We start from the raw sequence: 12,918 nt of genomic DNA on the forward strand, positions 1-12,918 counted from the left end.
CCGGCCGTCTTTCGCGCTATGGGGGACGAGGTGGGTGCCATGTGCAGTACGCGGGCGCGCGCCGGGCCGCGCTCAGGCCGGCTCCAGGCCGGGCGCGCCCGCCTCGGTGACGAAGGACGCGGTCGTGGCGACGGGGGCACCGGGCGTGCTGATGGCGGCGACGGTCCTGAAGTCGAGGCGGGTCGACAGCCGCCCGAGTTCGGCCCGGACGTAGCCGCGTCTGGCGTCGTAGTGCTTCATGTGCGGGTTGGCCTGCATGTACAGGTCCCAGTTCGCGGGCTTCTCGACACCGTCCCGGCCACTGGCCACGGAGGTGCAGGTGACCTCGGTGCCGACGGTGGCGGAGGCCGGGTCGTCGAAGTTCTCCTTGACGTCGAGGGCGTAGCCCACGTGCACGTCGCCGGTGAGGATCAGCCAGTTCTCGACCCCCGCCGCCTTCGCCCCGGCGACGACCCGGGCGCGGGACGCGCGGTAGCCGTCCCAGGCGTCCATGGAGAGCGCGGCGTCGGCGGTCACGTCGAACTTGCGCTGCGAGAAGCAGACCTGCTGGGGCATCACGTTCCACAGCGCCGACGAGCTCTGCCAGCCGTTGAGCAGCCACTGCTCCTGCGCGGCGCCGGTGATGGTGCGCGCCGGGTCGTCCGACTCGGGGCCGGGCGCGTGCGGCCGGTCGTCGTAGGCCTGGTCGGAGCGGTACTGACGGGTGTCCAGGAGGTCGAACTGGGCGAGCGTGCCCCAGTGCAGCCGGCGGTACAGCTGGGCGTCCGGGCCCTGGGGGAGCTGGGCCGCGCGCAGCGGCTGGTTCTCCCAGAAGGCGCGGTAGGCGGCCGCCCGCCGCAGCAGGAACTCCTCCGGCGGGATGGCGTTCTCCGGGATGCTGCCCGCGTAGTTGTTCTCGGTCTCGTGGTCGTCCCAGGTGACCACGAAGGGATGCATGGCGTGGGCGGCCTTGAGGTCCTCGTCGCTCTTGTACAGCGAGTAGCGCAGCCGGTAGTCCGCCAGGGTCATCGTCTCGCGGTTGAACACGTCGGGCAGCACGATGTCGGTGTAGCGGCGCTCCCCGCCCGCCGAGTTGACCGCGTACTCGTAGAGGTAGTCGCCGAGGTGGAGGACGACGTCGACGTCGTCCTGGGCGACATGCCGGTAGACCGTGTAGTAGCCGTCCTGGTAGGCCTGGCAGGCGACGGCCGCCAGCTTCATGGAGGAAGCCGCGCTGCTCTCCGCCGGGGCGGTGCGGGTGCGGCCCGTCGGACTGAGCCAGACACCGGTGCGGAACCGGTAGTAGTACACCGTGCCCGGGGTCAGGCCCTGGACGTCGACGTGCACGCTGTGGGCGTACTCGGCGTGGGCCTCGGCGGTGCCCCGGAAGAGGACGGCCGCGAAGTACTCGTCGAGGGCGACCTCCCACTCGACCGTGACCCGCTCCGTGCCCATCCCGCCGTCCTCCAGGAACGGCTCGGGCGCCAGCCGGGTCCACAGCAGCACCGAGCCGGGCAGCGGGTCGCCGGACGCGACGCCGAGGGTGAACGGGTCGCTGGTGATCCGGGCCTTGCGCAGGGGCGCGGCGACGGCGCCGCGGGCCGGCAGGTTGGTGGAGAAGGCGAGCGCGGCGGCGGCCGCGGTGACGGTGAGGAAGCGCCGGCGGCCGATGTGGCGTGCGGCGGCGCCCATCACGGCGTCGTGCGGGGAGAAGGCGTGCTCGGCCAGTCGGCTGTGACGGCCCGTGGGCGCCATCTGGTGTCCTCTCGTACGGGGCGGGCGGTCCGTGGACGAGCGGCACGGGAGCCGGGTGGCTCCGGGCGGTCGCCCGACGCACGCCGGCCCGGGGTACTCGCCGTCGGGGCGGTCCGGTGTCGTGCGCCGTCCGTGCCGGGGTCCCGTCGCGCGGTGGCGCCGACCCGCGATGCTCGGACCCCGCACTCTAAGCAGACAAAACAGCCGAAACCGTCAGGACTTGCTGAGTGATCACACAGGAGGAGGTACGCCGGTGTGGCGCCTCCCGCCCGGGGCGCCCGGGCCGTCCGGGGAGAGGGCGCACGGAACGGTACGAGGAAGGCGGGTGGCGGAGCCGATGGCCAGGACACGGAGCTACGGCGTGGCCGCATCCGGCCGCTGGTGGGACCCGGAGGACAACCGCTGGTTGCCGTCCGGCGAGGTGCACGCCTGGGAGCGGGGCATGAACCAGACGGTGTGCGGTCTCTCGCTCCACCGTTCGCGGCTCTCCCGTTTCGCGGCGGTCCCCTGGACCGACGTGCTGCCCGAGTCGGGCGGTGCGGCCGACGAGGTCCGCCGGGTCTGCCCCCGCTGCGCCGCGGCGGCCGGCCGCCGGGGAGCGGACGCCCGCCCGGGCTGGCGACGCGTCAATCCGCGCCCGTAGGGGCCGGGGCCCGGCACCGCACGGGCGCGGCGGGAGGGGAACGCCTACGAGGGGAGCGGTGAGCGGCTGACGCGGATCTTGGACTGGCCGTGCGGCCGCTTCTCCCAGTCCTCCATGAAGCGGGCGTGCAGGCGGTGCCGGGCGGCCAGCGTGAGCAGCGTGTCGGTGCGGTAGTAGAAGTCCTCCCGGAGCACCTGGTGCTCGGCGCCCTCCGTGCGGTCGAAGGTGAAGTCGAAGAACCCGGTACCGGTCAGGACGCGCCCGACGTGCGCGAGGCATTCGTCGATGACGCCCGGCGGCGAGTGCGAGAAGACGCTGTGCGCGTGGACGACGTCGAAGTGGTCCTCGGGCAGGAACTCCAGACGGAGGTCCCGGGTGAGGGTCAGGTGGGGCAGCTTCGCCTGGAGGCCTCGCTGGGTCACGGTGTCCTTCGCCGCGATCAGGATGTCCGGCGAGATGTCGATGCCGTAGTAGTGGCCGGCGTGCAGGTGGTCGATGAACCGCCAGCCGCCGCGCAGGTTGCCGCAGCCGATGTCGAGCATGCGGTGCTCGGGGCGCAGGCCGTGCTCGACCAGGTAGTCGAACTGCATCCGCCCGAGCGCCAGCCAGCGGTCGTGGTTCCGGCTGCCCACCGCCGCCTCCGGGTCGCGGCGGGTGTCGGAGGCCATCACCGCCCGGTAGTAGCCCACGTGGTCCGGTTGCCTGAGCCGCAGCCAGGCGTCCCGGCCGGCCCGCCGGAGGTACGGCCCGACGCGCTCGGGGTGACGCAGCGCGTAGCCGACCTTGTGGCGGAGCGCGGCGCGGTTGCTGCGCAGTTTCGGGGACTCGGCTGCCTCGGGCACGGGCGGATCGACCTCCGGGTGAGGGCTGGGCGGTGAGGAGGGTGCCGGGGACTCGGACCCGGCGGCAGGGCGGCAGGGCGCGGCGACGGCGCGTCCCGCGGTGAGGAGGGCACCGGGGAGAGCCGTGCCGGTCCACGGCAACGACCGTCAGTCTCCGGCCGGACCGGCCGCACGGAAGCGGACGACATGGCCGCGCCGGGCCGTGCACTCCTTCGGCCCACGGCCGGACGGGTGGGGGCCGGTTCCGGACGTCTTCGCGGTGGACGGACGACGCGATCTGGTCACATGGACTTTCCGTCCAGAGCCTGGACGTATAGTCTCGCCTCTGGTGGAGGTACGGACTGGGAGGCACCTCGTGAAGGAACCGGCGCCGGACGCCGAGCGGAACACCGGACGGAACGTCGAGGACGACGCCCACGGGGACGCCGAACGCACGGTCGCCGCGAGCGTCGGGCGGGAGGCCGCACAGGACGCCGTGCGCGGCGCCGAACAGGACGCCGTCCTCGCCGCGCTGCGCCCCGTCGTCGACGGCATCGCGGCCACGTTCGGCCCGGTCTGCGAGGTGGTCCTGCACGACTACCGGCGCCCCGAGCGGTCGGTCGTGGCCGTCGCCGGCTCCGTGACCGGGCGGTCGGTGGGCGGGGCGATGAGCGAGATCGGCATGCGGATGCTCGCCGGCGGCGACGAGGCGCGGGACGAGCTGAACTACGTCACGCGGACGACCGACGGCACCCTGCTGAAGTCCTCCACGATCGCCCTGCGCGACTCCACGGGCGCCGTCTTCGGGGCCCTGTGCGTCAACCTGGACGTCACCGCCGTCGACCGCGCCCAGGCCCTGCTCGGGGCCCTCGCCGGAACCGCGGGGGCCCTGGCCGAGCCACCGGCGACCACCTTCGGCGACGACATCGACAAGGTGGTCGACGCCATCGTGGACGCCCACCCGCTGCGCCGGGACCGGAGCTGGGCCGCGCTGGACCGCGACCGGCGCCTGGAGCTCTTCCGCGACCTGGACGGACGCGGCGTGTTCGCCGTGCGCCGCTCGGTCGAGCAGGTCGCCGCCCGGCTCGGCATCTCCCGGGCCTCCGCCTACACCTACCTCGCCCGGGCCCGCGCCGAGGCCGGCCCGGCCGCCGACCCCGCTGGAGGACAAGCGTGACGACCACGACCCCGCCGGTCACCCTCGACGACGTCCGTTCCGCCGCCGCGCGCCTGGCCGGCGTCGCGCACCGCACCCCGGTGGTGCGCTCGCGCACCCTGGACGCCCTGGCCGGCGCCGAGGTCTTCCTCAAGTGCGAGAACCTCCAGCGTGTGGGCGCCTTCAAGTTCCGCGGGGCCTACAACGCGGCCTCCCGCCTCACACCCGAGCAGCTGTCCCGGGGCATCGCCGCCTACTCCTCGGGCAACCACGCCCAGGCGGTCGCGCTGGCCGCGCGCGAGCTGGGCACGACCGCCGTCATCGTCATGCCCGAGGACGCGCCGCCCTCCAAGCGTGCCGCCACCGCCGGCTACGGCGCCGAGATCGTCACCTACGACCGCTACACCGGCGACCGCGTCGCCGTCGCCGAGGCCCTGGCCGCCGAACGGGGGCTGAGCCTGATCCCGCCCTACGAACACCCGCACGTCATCGCCGGACAGGGCACCGCAGCCCTCGAACTCGTCGAGGAGACGGGGGAGCTGGACGCGCTGATCGCACCGGTCGGCGGCGGCGGGCTGATCGCCGGGAGCGCCACCGCCGTCAAGGGCCTGCATACCGGGACCCGGGTGATCGGCGTCGAACCGGAGGCCGGTGACGACACCAGGCGTTCCCTCGAAGCCGGTCGGCGCGTCACCGTCCCGGTCCCGCGCACCATCGCCGACGGCCAGGCCCTGCCCACGCCGGGCGAGCTGACCTTCTCCCTCAACCGCCGGCTGCTCGACGGGGTCGTGCTGGTCTCCGACGACGAGATCCGGGACGCGATGCGCTTCGCCTTCGAGCGGCTGAAGACCGTCCTCGAACCGAGCGGCGCCACCTCGCTGGCAGCCCTCCTCACCGGCCGGGCGGGCCCCCTGCCCCGCCGGGTCGGCGTGATCCTGTCCGGCGGCAACGTGGACGCGGGCCGGTTCGCCCGTCTCTGCGGCGGCACCCGCTGACCCCGGGCGTCCCCCGGATGGCGGCGCCGAGTTGACAGGCGGACGATGGGGTGGTGGGGCCAGCGAAAGGAGGAGCGTCATGTTCGAGGCAAAGACGCTCGACAAGCCGGACGAGCGGCGCGATTTCCCCCGCGGGCACATCGAGGCCGTGCACATGGAGGGACTCGACTTCGCCGTCGCCACCTTCGAACCGGGCTGGCGCTGGTCGGAGTCCGTGGCGCCCATCGCGGGCACCGACAGCTGCATGATCCACCACAACTGCTACGTGTCCGAGGGCCGCATGTGCGTCCGCATGGACGACGGCGAGGAGAGCGAGGTCGGGCCCGGGGACGTCTTCGTCTGCTCACCCGGCCACGACGCCTGGGTCGTGGGCGACGACCAGTGCGTGGTGTTCGACTTCGCGGGCGCCATGGCGAAGGAGTATGCCAAGGCGGACTAGACGCTTGCGGAACGGGGCGGGGCCGCGCGTGCGCGGCCGCGGGTCAGAACGCCCCGCGCACGATGTCGGTCATCCTCACGGTCACCTTAGTGTCCGAGGAGGCGGTCTCGACCCTCGTGGGCGAGAACGACATGCTCTCCGGGTACAGCTCGGCGGTCGCCATGATCGGACCGGACCTGTCGCCTCGAATCTCGTAGGTGACGTCGTACGACGCGACGGGGTCGGTGTCATCGGCACCGATGTACGCGAAGTCCGGCTCGACGATCACGGTGCAGCCCGCGTGTGCGGAGCACCGCCGCTCCGTGGTGTGCAGCGTGATGAGGAAATCGTCGATGGTGGGCTCGGCGTGGACCGTTCTCGGGGTCGGCTCCGCCGCGCCGGGGGAGACGGGAGCCTCGGCCGGGGCGCTCGACCGGGTGGTCGTGGCCCGCGCACCGGCGTGGCCCGGACGGTGCGTGACGAGAGCACCGGTGGCGATGACCGCGGCGACGGTGGTGACCGCTGCTCCGATGACGAGTGCCCTCCGTCGCGGCTTTCCAGGAACCTGCGCCGGCGACGGCAGGTCGGGCAGGGGCGGCGGCGCGGGCTGGCTCATGGGGCTCCTGGGGGTTCACGGTGTGAGGTGCATGATCCAGGCGCATGGAGACGCCGTGAAGATCACGTCGCTGATTCGTGACCTCGGGCAGAGGATCCGAGAACCGGACGACAGGCCAGGGCGTCGGCCCGGATCGCGGACGAGGGGGGCGGCCACCACGTGGCTGCCCCCCCCTCGCCGCCCCCGTCACGCGGCCGACGCCACCGCCGCGACCGCCGGTGTGCGCAGCGTCCGCCGGGCCGTCCCCAGGCTGGTCCCCAGGGTCACCGCGGCCGACACCGCCACCATCGCGAGCCAGACGCCCGGGAACTGATCCGGCAGCACCGCGTCGGTCCGGACCACCGTGAAGGGCACCACCCCGGCCAGCGCGGCGACCGTCCCGAAGAACACGCCGGTCAGCGTCAGGATCGCGCCCTCGGCGCCGACCACGCCCAGCACCTGCCCGGGAGTCGCCCCTGCCAGCCGCTGCTGCCCGAACTCACGGGAGCGGTAGGTCGTCGCCGCGTACAGGGAGTTGACCAGCATCACGCAGACGAAGACCGCGACGATGCCGACCACCGTGAGGTTGAGCGTCTCCAGGTTCTTCGCATCGACGGACTTGACCAGGCCGGACGCCCGCACCGCGTCGCTCTCCACCGCCTGCATGGTGATCGTCGCCGTCGACACCGCCGTGAACATGATCAGCGACACCAGGATCCCGGCGAGATGATCGGCCCGCTCCCGCAGGTTGCGCACGGCCAGCCAGCCGCTCGCCCCGTTCAGCGGCAGCCGGGCGAGCACGCCCTTCAGCAGCCGCGGCGACAGCAGCGCGAAGCCCACCGACAGCAGGATCGCCCCGTAGGCCGGCGGTGCCATCAGCGCCTCGTCCGTCGCGGAGAACAGGAGGGTGGAGCCCGCCCCCGCGGCACCGGTGACCAGTGCGCCGTAGGCCAGGAACCGTTTGGCCCCGGCCCGCTCGCGGCCGCCCCTCGTCACCCGCCGCACCGCCAGGAAAGCGGCGCCCGCCGACGCGAGCAGGGTGACGGCCACGCCGCTGGACAGCGCGAGGGGGCCGAAGGAGTACTCGACCGACCGTGCCACCTGGCCGCCGTCCTGGAACATCCCCAGCAGGGCCCGCCCGCCGAGCACCGCCGGGCCGGTCGCCGCCGCCGCGCCCACCAGGGCCACCGCCACCGCCTCACCCACGACCAGCCGCTTGATCTGCGCCGGGGTCGCTCCCGAGCAGCGCAGCAGCTCCAGTTCGGCGGCGCGCTGACGCACGTTGACGGTGAGCGTCGAGGCGACCGCGAAGAAGACCAGCAGGGTCCCGTAGCCGCCCACGACCCCCGCCGCCGTGCCCAGCGTGTCCGCGCTGACCGGGTCCACGCCGTCCTGACCGGCCGTGTCGTGCATCGACTGGAACGCCATGACGATCGCCGCGCCCAGGAAGGCGGACAGCAGCGTCGCGAGGAACCGTCCGGGGCGTCGCCGGATCGACCGCAGGGCCAGCACCAACATCGGTCACACCCCCGCCGGCACGTCGTCGCCGAGGTGCGCGAGCCGCTCCGCGACCGCGTCGGGGGTCGGGGCGTCCATCCGCCCCGCCAGCCGTCCGTCGGCGAGGAAGAGCACCGAGTCGGCGTACGAGGCGGCGACCGGGTCGTGCGTCACCATCACCACGGTCCGGCCGTGCACCCGCACCGCCTGCTGGAGCAGCAGCATCACCTGCCGCGCGCTGCGCGTGTCCAGCGCGCCGGTGGGTTCGTCCGCGAAGACCACACGGGGCTCGGTGACCAGCGCGCGGGCGATCGCCACCCGCTGCCGCTGACCGCCGGAGAGCTGGTCGGGCCGGTGGCCGAGCCGGTCACCGAGGCCGACGGTGGTCAGGATCTCCCGGGCCCGCCTCCGGTCCACCCGTCGGCCGGCGAGCTTGAGCGGCAGCACCGTGTTCTGCGCGACCGTCAGCGTCTCCAGCAGGTTGTACTGCTGGAACACGAAGCCGACCCGGCCGCGCCGGAACCGGGTCAGCTCCGCCTCGCTGCCCCCCGTCAGTTCCGTGCCGTCCACGCACACGATGCCGCCGTCCGGCCGGTCGAGCCCCGCCGCGCACTGAAGCAGCGTGGACTTGCCCGAGCCCGACGGTCCCATGACCGCGGTGAACGTGCCGCGCCCCAGGGTCAGCGTCACCCCGTCCAGCGCGGTCACGGCGTTCTCGGCGGTCCCGTAGGTCCTGGTGACCTTGACCAGGCGGAGTGCCTCCGGGGCGGCGGGGCCCGGGTCGTCGCCTCGTGCGCCAGTGCGGAACATCGTCATCACCCTCCGTGTGGCACGCCCGGTGCGGTGCCTCGTGGACGACGCTACGGAGGGTGGGACCGGACCACATTGGGTGCAGAACCCGTATCGGGGGTGTACTCAGCGACACCCCGGCGGCGCTACGAGCCGCTGAGCAGCACCACCTCGAGGGTGCGCGGGCCGTGCACCCCCTCGACGCGGTCCAGCTCGATGTCGCTGGTCGCGGACGGCCCGGAGATCCACGTCAACGGCCGCTCCGGGCGGAGGCGTTCCAGGGCCTCGGGCACCGACGGCACGACCTGCTCGGGCACCCGCACGACGCAGATGTGGTGGTCGGGGATCAGGGTGATGCGCCGCCGCCCCTGGTCGGGGGAGCCGTCCAGGACGATCGTGCCGGTCTCGGCGACGGCGACGGCGCAGCCGGTCACGACGCTCTCCACGCGGTCCAGCTCGTGCGGTGTGCTCACCGCCCGGTCGTGCACGCGCGTCGGATCGGCGGCCGACATCCACTCGGGCGGGAGGCCCGGCGGCACCAGCACGTACCGGGAGCCACGCCGGGCGAGCAACCGCATGAGGAGAAGCGGCAGTTCCTCCTCGTCCGCGCGGTGCACGACCGCCCGGTAGTCCGCCAGGTTCTCGGCGAGCAGGTCCACCGTCTCCCGGACGGACCGCTGCCCGTGCTCGCGCAGACAGCTCCGGGCGACAACCTCCTCGTACTCCTCGTGGGGCCTCGCGTCGTCCGGCACATCCGCCAGCGCCCGCCGTACCCGGCCCAGGACGCGCTCCCTGCTGCTCACTTCGCCCCGTCCTCTCCACCGTGCGTGCGCGACCACCAGTCCCGGAACGGCTCCGCCGGCACCGCCGGGAGATCCCGGCTGCCGCTCCACGCCCGGCCGGGACCGGGCAGCGAGCGTGGGTGCAGCCGGCGGGTGCGCGAAGCCAGGCGCTGCCCGGTCCGCAGCACGCCGGGACGCGTGAACGCCCACCGCGCCGCGCGCATCGCCGCCCGCTCGGCGGCATGCCCCTTGGCGGGCTTCAGCACGACCCGGTTGCCGCCCCGGACGGCCGGACCGCCCTGCACCACCCGCTCCCGGAGGTGGACGAGGACTTCGGGGATGTCGATGGCGACGGGGCAGACCTCGTAGCAGGCGCCGCACAGGGAGGAGGCGTAGGGCAGGGAGGCGTCGATGTCGCTGGTGGTGCCGCGGAGCTGGGGGGTGAGGATGGCGCCGATGGGGCCGGGGTAGACGGAGCCGTAGGCGTGGCCGCCGGCGCGTTCGTAGACGGGGCAGACGTTCAGGCAGGCCGAGCAGCGGATACAGCGCAGGGCCTGGCGGCCGATGTCGTCGGCGAGGGTGTCGGTGCGGCCGTTGTCCAGCAGGACCAGGTGGAAGGTTCGGGGGCCGTCGCCGTCGGTGGTGCCGGTCCACATCGACGTGTAGGGGTTCATGCGCTCGGCGGTCGAGGAGCGGGGCAGGAGCTGGAGGAAGATCTCCAGGTCGCGGAAGGTGGGGATGACCTTCTCGATGCCGACCACGGAGATGAGGGTCTCGGGCAGGGTCAGGCACATCCGGCCGTTGCCCTCGGACTCGACGACGACCAGGGTGCCGGTCTCGGCGACCATGAAGTTGGCGCCGGAGATGCCGACCTCGGCCCGCAGGAACTTCTCGCGCAGGTGCAGGCGGGCGGCCTCGGCGAGGTCGGCGGGGGTGTCGGTCATGGTGGCGGGTGCGGGCCGGCCCCAGGCGCTCATCTCGGTGTGGAAGATGTCCCGGATCTCGGCGCGGTTGCGGTGGATGGCGGGGACCAGGATGTGTGAGGGCCGGTCCCGGCCGAGCTGGACGATCAGTTCGGCCAGGTCGGTCTCGTAGGCGCGGATGCCGGCGGCTTCCAGGGCTTCGTTGAGGCCGGTCTCCTGGGTGGCCATGGACTTGACCTTGACGACCTCGCTCTCGCCGGTCTCCTGGACGAGGCGGGTGACGATGGCGTTGGCCTCGGCGGCGTCGGCGGCCCAGTGCACCGTCCCGCCGGCCGCGGTGACGGCTGCCTCGGCCTGTTCCAGGTAGTGGTCCAGGTGGCGCAGGGTGTGGTCCTTGATGCGTTTGCCGGCCTCCCGCAGAGCGGGCCAGTCGTCGAGTTCGGCGACCGCGCGGGCCCGTTTGCCGCGGATGGTGTGCGTGGCGTGGCGCAGGTTGCCCCGCAGCGTCGTGTCCCGCACGGCCTCCCGCGCCGCCTCGGGGAAGGACGGCATCCCCAGATACGTCCCGCTCATACGGCCGCCCCTTCCTTCACGCTCGCCAGGATCTCCGCCAGGTGCACCGGGCGCAGGTCCGTACGCAACCGCGCCATGGTCCCGCCGAGGTGCATCAGACAGGAGTTGTCGGCCGCGCACAGCACCTCCGCGCCGGTCGACGCGGCGTTGCGCACCTTGTCCGCGCCCATCGCCGCCGACACGTCGGCGTTCTTCACGGCGAAGGTGCCGCCGAAGCCGCAGCACTCCTCCGCCCCCGGCAGCTCGACCAGCTCCAGCCCCTCGACCGCCTCCAGCAGCCGCCGCGGCCGGTCGGCCAGGCCCAGGCTCCGCAGCCCGTGGCAGGTGGGGTGGTAGGTGACGGTGTGCGGGAAGTACGCGCCCACGTCCGTCACCCCGAGCACGTCGACGAGGAACTCCGTCAGCTCGTACGTCTTCGGCACCACCGGTGCCAGGGCGGCCGCGAGCGTGTCCCCGCGCCCCTCGGCCCGCGCCCGCTCGCCCATCCGCGGATACAGCTCCCGCACCATCGCCCCGCACGAACCGGAGGGCGTCACGATCGCGTCGTAGGCCCCGAAGACCTCGGCGAAGCGCCGGGCGAGCGGTTCCGCCTCGTGCCGGTACCCCGTGTTGTACTGCGGCTGACCGCAGCAGGTCTGGGCCGTCGGGAAGTCGACCTCGACGCCCAGCCGGGTCAGCAGCGCGACCACGGCACGGCCGGTGTCCGGATACAGCGTGTCGTTGACACAGGTCAGAAACAGGGCGACACGCATCGCGGCTCCTGGGGTCGGTCCCGTCGACCGCACGGGACGTCTTGATCACCGGACGAAACGCAGGGTAGTCCGGATACGGGGACGGGGGGAGGAGAACCCCGCGGGTAATGTGAACGTCTCCCGGCCGCCCCGCGTCCCCGGCGCACGCTCCCCGACCCGACCCTGGAGGTCCCTGCCCGATGGCCCATTCGGTGGGTATCAAGGATGTCGCCCGAGCCGCCGGAGTGTCCGTGGGCACGGTCTCCAACGTCATCAACCGCCCCGACACCGTCGCCACCGAGACCCGGGCGCGGGTGCTGTCCGCCATCGACCGGCTCGGGTACGTCCGCAGCGAGTCCGCGCGCCAGCTCCGCGCGGGCCGCAGCCGGATCATGGGGCTGCTCGTCCTGGACATGGGCAACCCGTTCTTCGTCGACGTCGCCCGCGGCGCCGAGCGGGCCGCGCGCGACGCCGGGCTCGGCGTGATGGTCTGCAACAGCGCCCAGAACCCGGGGGAGGAGGCCGAGTACCTCTCGCTCTTCGCCGAACAGCGGGTCCGCGGCGTCCTGCTCACCCCGGCCGACGCCACCGGCCGCAACATCGAGGGCTTCCGGCGCCACAACATCCCCTTCGTCCTGGTCGACCGGGTCGCCGAGGGCACCACCGAGTGCTCCGTCTCCGTCGACGACGTCGCGGGCGGCGCGCTGGCGGTACGGCACCTGGTGGACGCCGGCCACCGCTCGGTCGCCTACGTGAGCGGCCCGCCCGGCCTGCACCAGGTGCGCGACCGGCGCACCGGCGCCCTGCACGCGCTGGCCGAGGCCGGACTCGGCCCCGACGCCCTGCGCGAGCTGCCCACCGAACGCCTCGACGTCGCCGCCGGACGGGACGCGGGCGCCCGTCTGCTCGGGCTCGCCGACCGGCCGACCGCGGTGTTCTGCGCCAACGACCTGCTCGCGCTCGGCGTCCTCCAGGCCCTCTACGCGGCGGGCGTGCGGGTCCCGGAAGACCTCGCGATCGTCGGGTACGACGACATCGAGTTCGCCGCCGCGGCGGCCGTCCCGCTCACCTCCGTGCGCCAGCCCGCCGTCACGATGGGCGCCCTGGCCGCCGAGCTGCTCCTGGAGGAGACGGACCTCCAGGGAACCGAGCGGACCCACGCGCACCGGCGGGTCGTGCTCCAGCCCGAACTGGTGGTGCGGCGCTCCAGCCTCGTCGCCCGCTGACCGGCCGGTCAGCACGATTTCACGATCCCGGGGGT

Annotated in this window: 13 protein-coding genes; 5 read left to right on the forward strand and 8 right to left on the reverse strand. The window is 73.5% G+C overall.

The window, feature by feature from the left end:
- Nucleotides 1-72: 72 nt before the first annotated feature.
- On the reverse strand, nt 73-1,734 hold the full coding sequence (locus AC07FV_RS07105) for an alkaline phosphatase D family protein (RefSeq protein WP_479085292.1): 1,662 nt from the start codon (nt 1,732-1,734) through the stop codon (nt 73-75).
- Nucleotides 1,735-2,071: 337 nt separating this feature from the next.
- Between AC07FV_RS07105 and AC07FV_RS07110 the strand changes: the two genes are divergently transcribed.
- Entirely contained in the window at nt 2,072-2,377 is a 306-nt protein-coding gene (locus AC07FV_RS07110) for a hypothetical protein (protein ID WP_479085293.1), read from the forward strand.
- A 44-nt stretch (nt 2,378-2,421) separates the two neighbouring features.
- Here the strand turns inward: AC07FV_RS07110 and AC07FV_RS07115 are convergent, their stop codons facing one another.
- Nucleotides 2,422-3,219 (reverse strand): class I SAM-dependent methyltransferase, encoded by a 798-nt coding sequence (locus tag AC07FV_RS07115; RefSeq protein ID WP_479085295.1) that lies wholly within the window; start codon nt 3,217-3,219, stop codon nt 2,422-2,424.
- A gap of 475 nt (nt 3,220-3,694) precedes the next feature.
- On the opposite strand from AC07FV_RS07115, the gene AC07FV_RS07120 reads away from it, so the two are divergent.
- The 3 genes from AC07FV_RS07120 to AC07FV_RS07130 all read left to right on the forward strand — a co-directional run bounded on the left by AC07FV_RS07120 (nt 3,695) and on the right by AC07FV_RS07130 (nt 5,788).
- Complete coding sequence (locus tag AC07FV_RS07120) at nt 3,695-4,375, forward strand: helix-turn-helix transcriptional regulator (RefSeq protein ID WP_479085776.1); 681 nt, start codon at nt 3,695-3,697, stop codon at nt 4,373-4,375.
- Nucleotides 4,372-5,349, forward strand: a complete 978-nt coding sequence (locus tag AC07FV_RS07125) for a pyridoxal-phosphate dependent enzyme (protein WP_479085297.1) — start codon at nt 4,372-4,374, stop codon at nt 5,347-5,349. The genes AC07FV_RS07120 and AC07FV_RS07125 overlap by 4 nt, the downstream gene beginning before the upstream one ends.
- A 79-nt stretch (nt 5,350-5,428) precedes the next feature.
- A complete protein-coding gene (locus tag AC07FV_RS07130) occupies nt 5,429-5,788 on the forward strand; it encodes a cupin domain-containing protein (RefSeq protein ID WP_479085299.1) in 360 nt (119 codons plus the stop codon).
- 43 nt (nt 5,789-5,831) lie between these two features.
- Here AC07FV_RS07130 and AC07FV_RS07135 read toward each other — a convergent pair whose 3' ends face one another.
- From AC07FV_RS07135 to AC07FV_RS07160, 6 genes are all read right to left on the reverse strand, one after another.
- Nucleotides 5,832-6,383 (reverse strand): hypothetical protein, encoded by a 552-nt coding sequence (locus tag AC07FV_RS07135; RefSeq protein ID WP_479085300.1) that lies wholly within the window; start codon nt 6,381-6,383, stop codon nt 5,832-5,834.
- Between the two features lie 186 nt (nt 6,384-6,569).
- Nucleotides 6,570-7,880, reverse strand: coding sequence for an FtsX-like permease family protein (locus AC07FV_RS07140; RefSeq protein WP_479085301.1), 1,311 nt, complete (start codon nt 7,878-7,880; stop codon nt 6,570-6,572).
- A gap of 3 nt (nt 7,881-7,883) precedes the next feature.
- Nucleotides 7,884-8,675, reverse strand: coding sequence for an ABC transporter ATP-binding protein (locus AC07FV_RS07145; protein ID WP_479085303.1), 792 nt, complete (start codon nt 8,673-8,675; stop codon nt 7,884-7,886).
- 119 nt (nt 8,676-8,794) lie between these two features.
- Complete coding sequence (locus AC07FV_RS07150) at nt 8,795-9,451, reverse strand: LutC/YkgG family protein (RefSeq protein WP_479085304.1); 657 nt, start codon at nt 9,449-9,451, stop codon at nt 8,795-8,797.
- The gene (locus AC07FV_RS07155; RefSeq protein ID WP_479085306.1) at nt 9,448-10,926 is read right to left on the reverse strand and encodes a lactate utilization protein B; all 1,479 of its coding nucleotides are present in this window, start codon (nt 10,924-10,926) and stop codon (nt 9,448-9,450) included. The genes AC07FV_RS07150 and AC07FV_RS07155 overlap by 4 nt, the downstream gene beginning before the upstream one ends.
- Nucleotides 10,923-11,678 carry a (Fe-S)-binding protein gene (locus AC07FV_RS07160; protein WP_479085308.1) on the reverse strand — a complete coding sequence of 252 codons (756 nt, stop codon included), beginning with the start codon at nt 11,676-11,678 and terminating at the stop codon, nt 10,923-10,925. The genes AC07FV_RS07155 and AC07FV_RS07160 overlap by 4 nt, the downstream gene beginning before the upstream one ends.
- A 179-nt stretch (nt 11,679-11,857) precedes the next feature.
- Between AC07FV_RS07160 and AC07FV_RS07165 the strand changes: the two genes are divergently transcribed.
- Complete coding sequence (locus AC07FV_RS07165; RefSeq protein ID WP_479085309.1) at nt 11,858-12,883, forward strand: LacI family DNA-binding transcriptional regulator; 1,026 nt, start codon at nt 11,858-11,860, stop codon at nt 12,881-12,883.
- Nucleotides 12,884-12,918 lie beyond the last annotated feature (35 nt).

Source organism: Streptomyces sp. NPDC045956, from assembly GCF_056430705.1.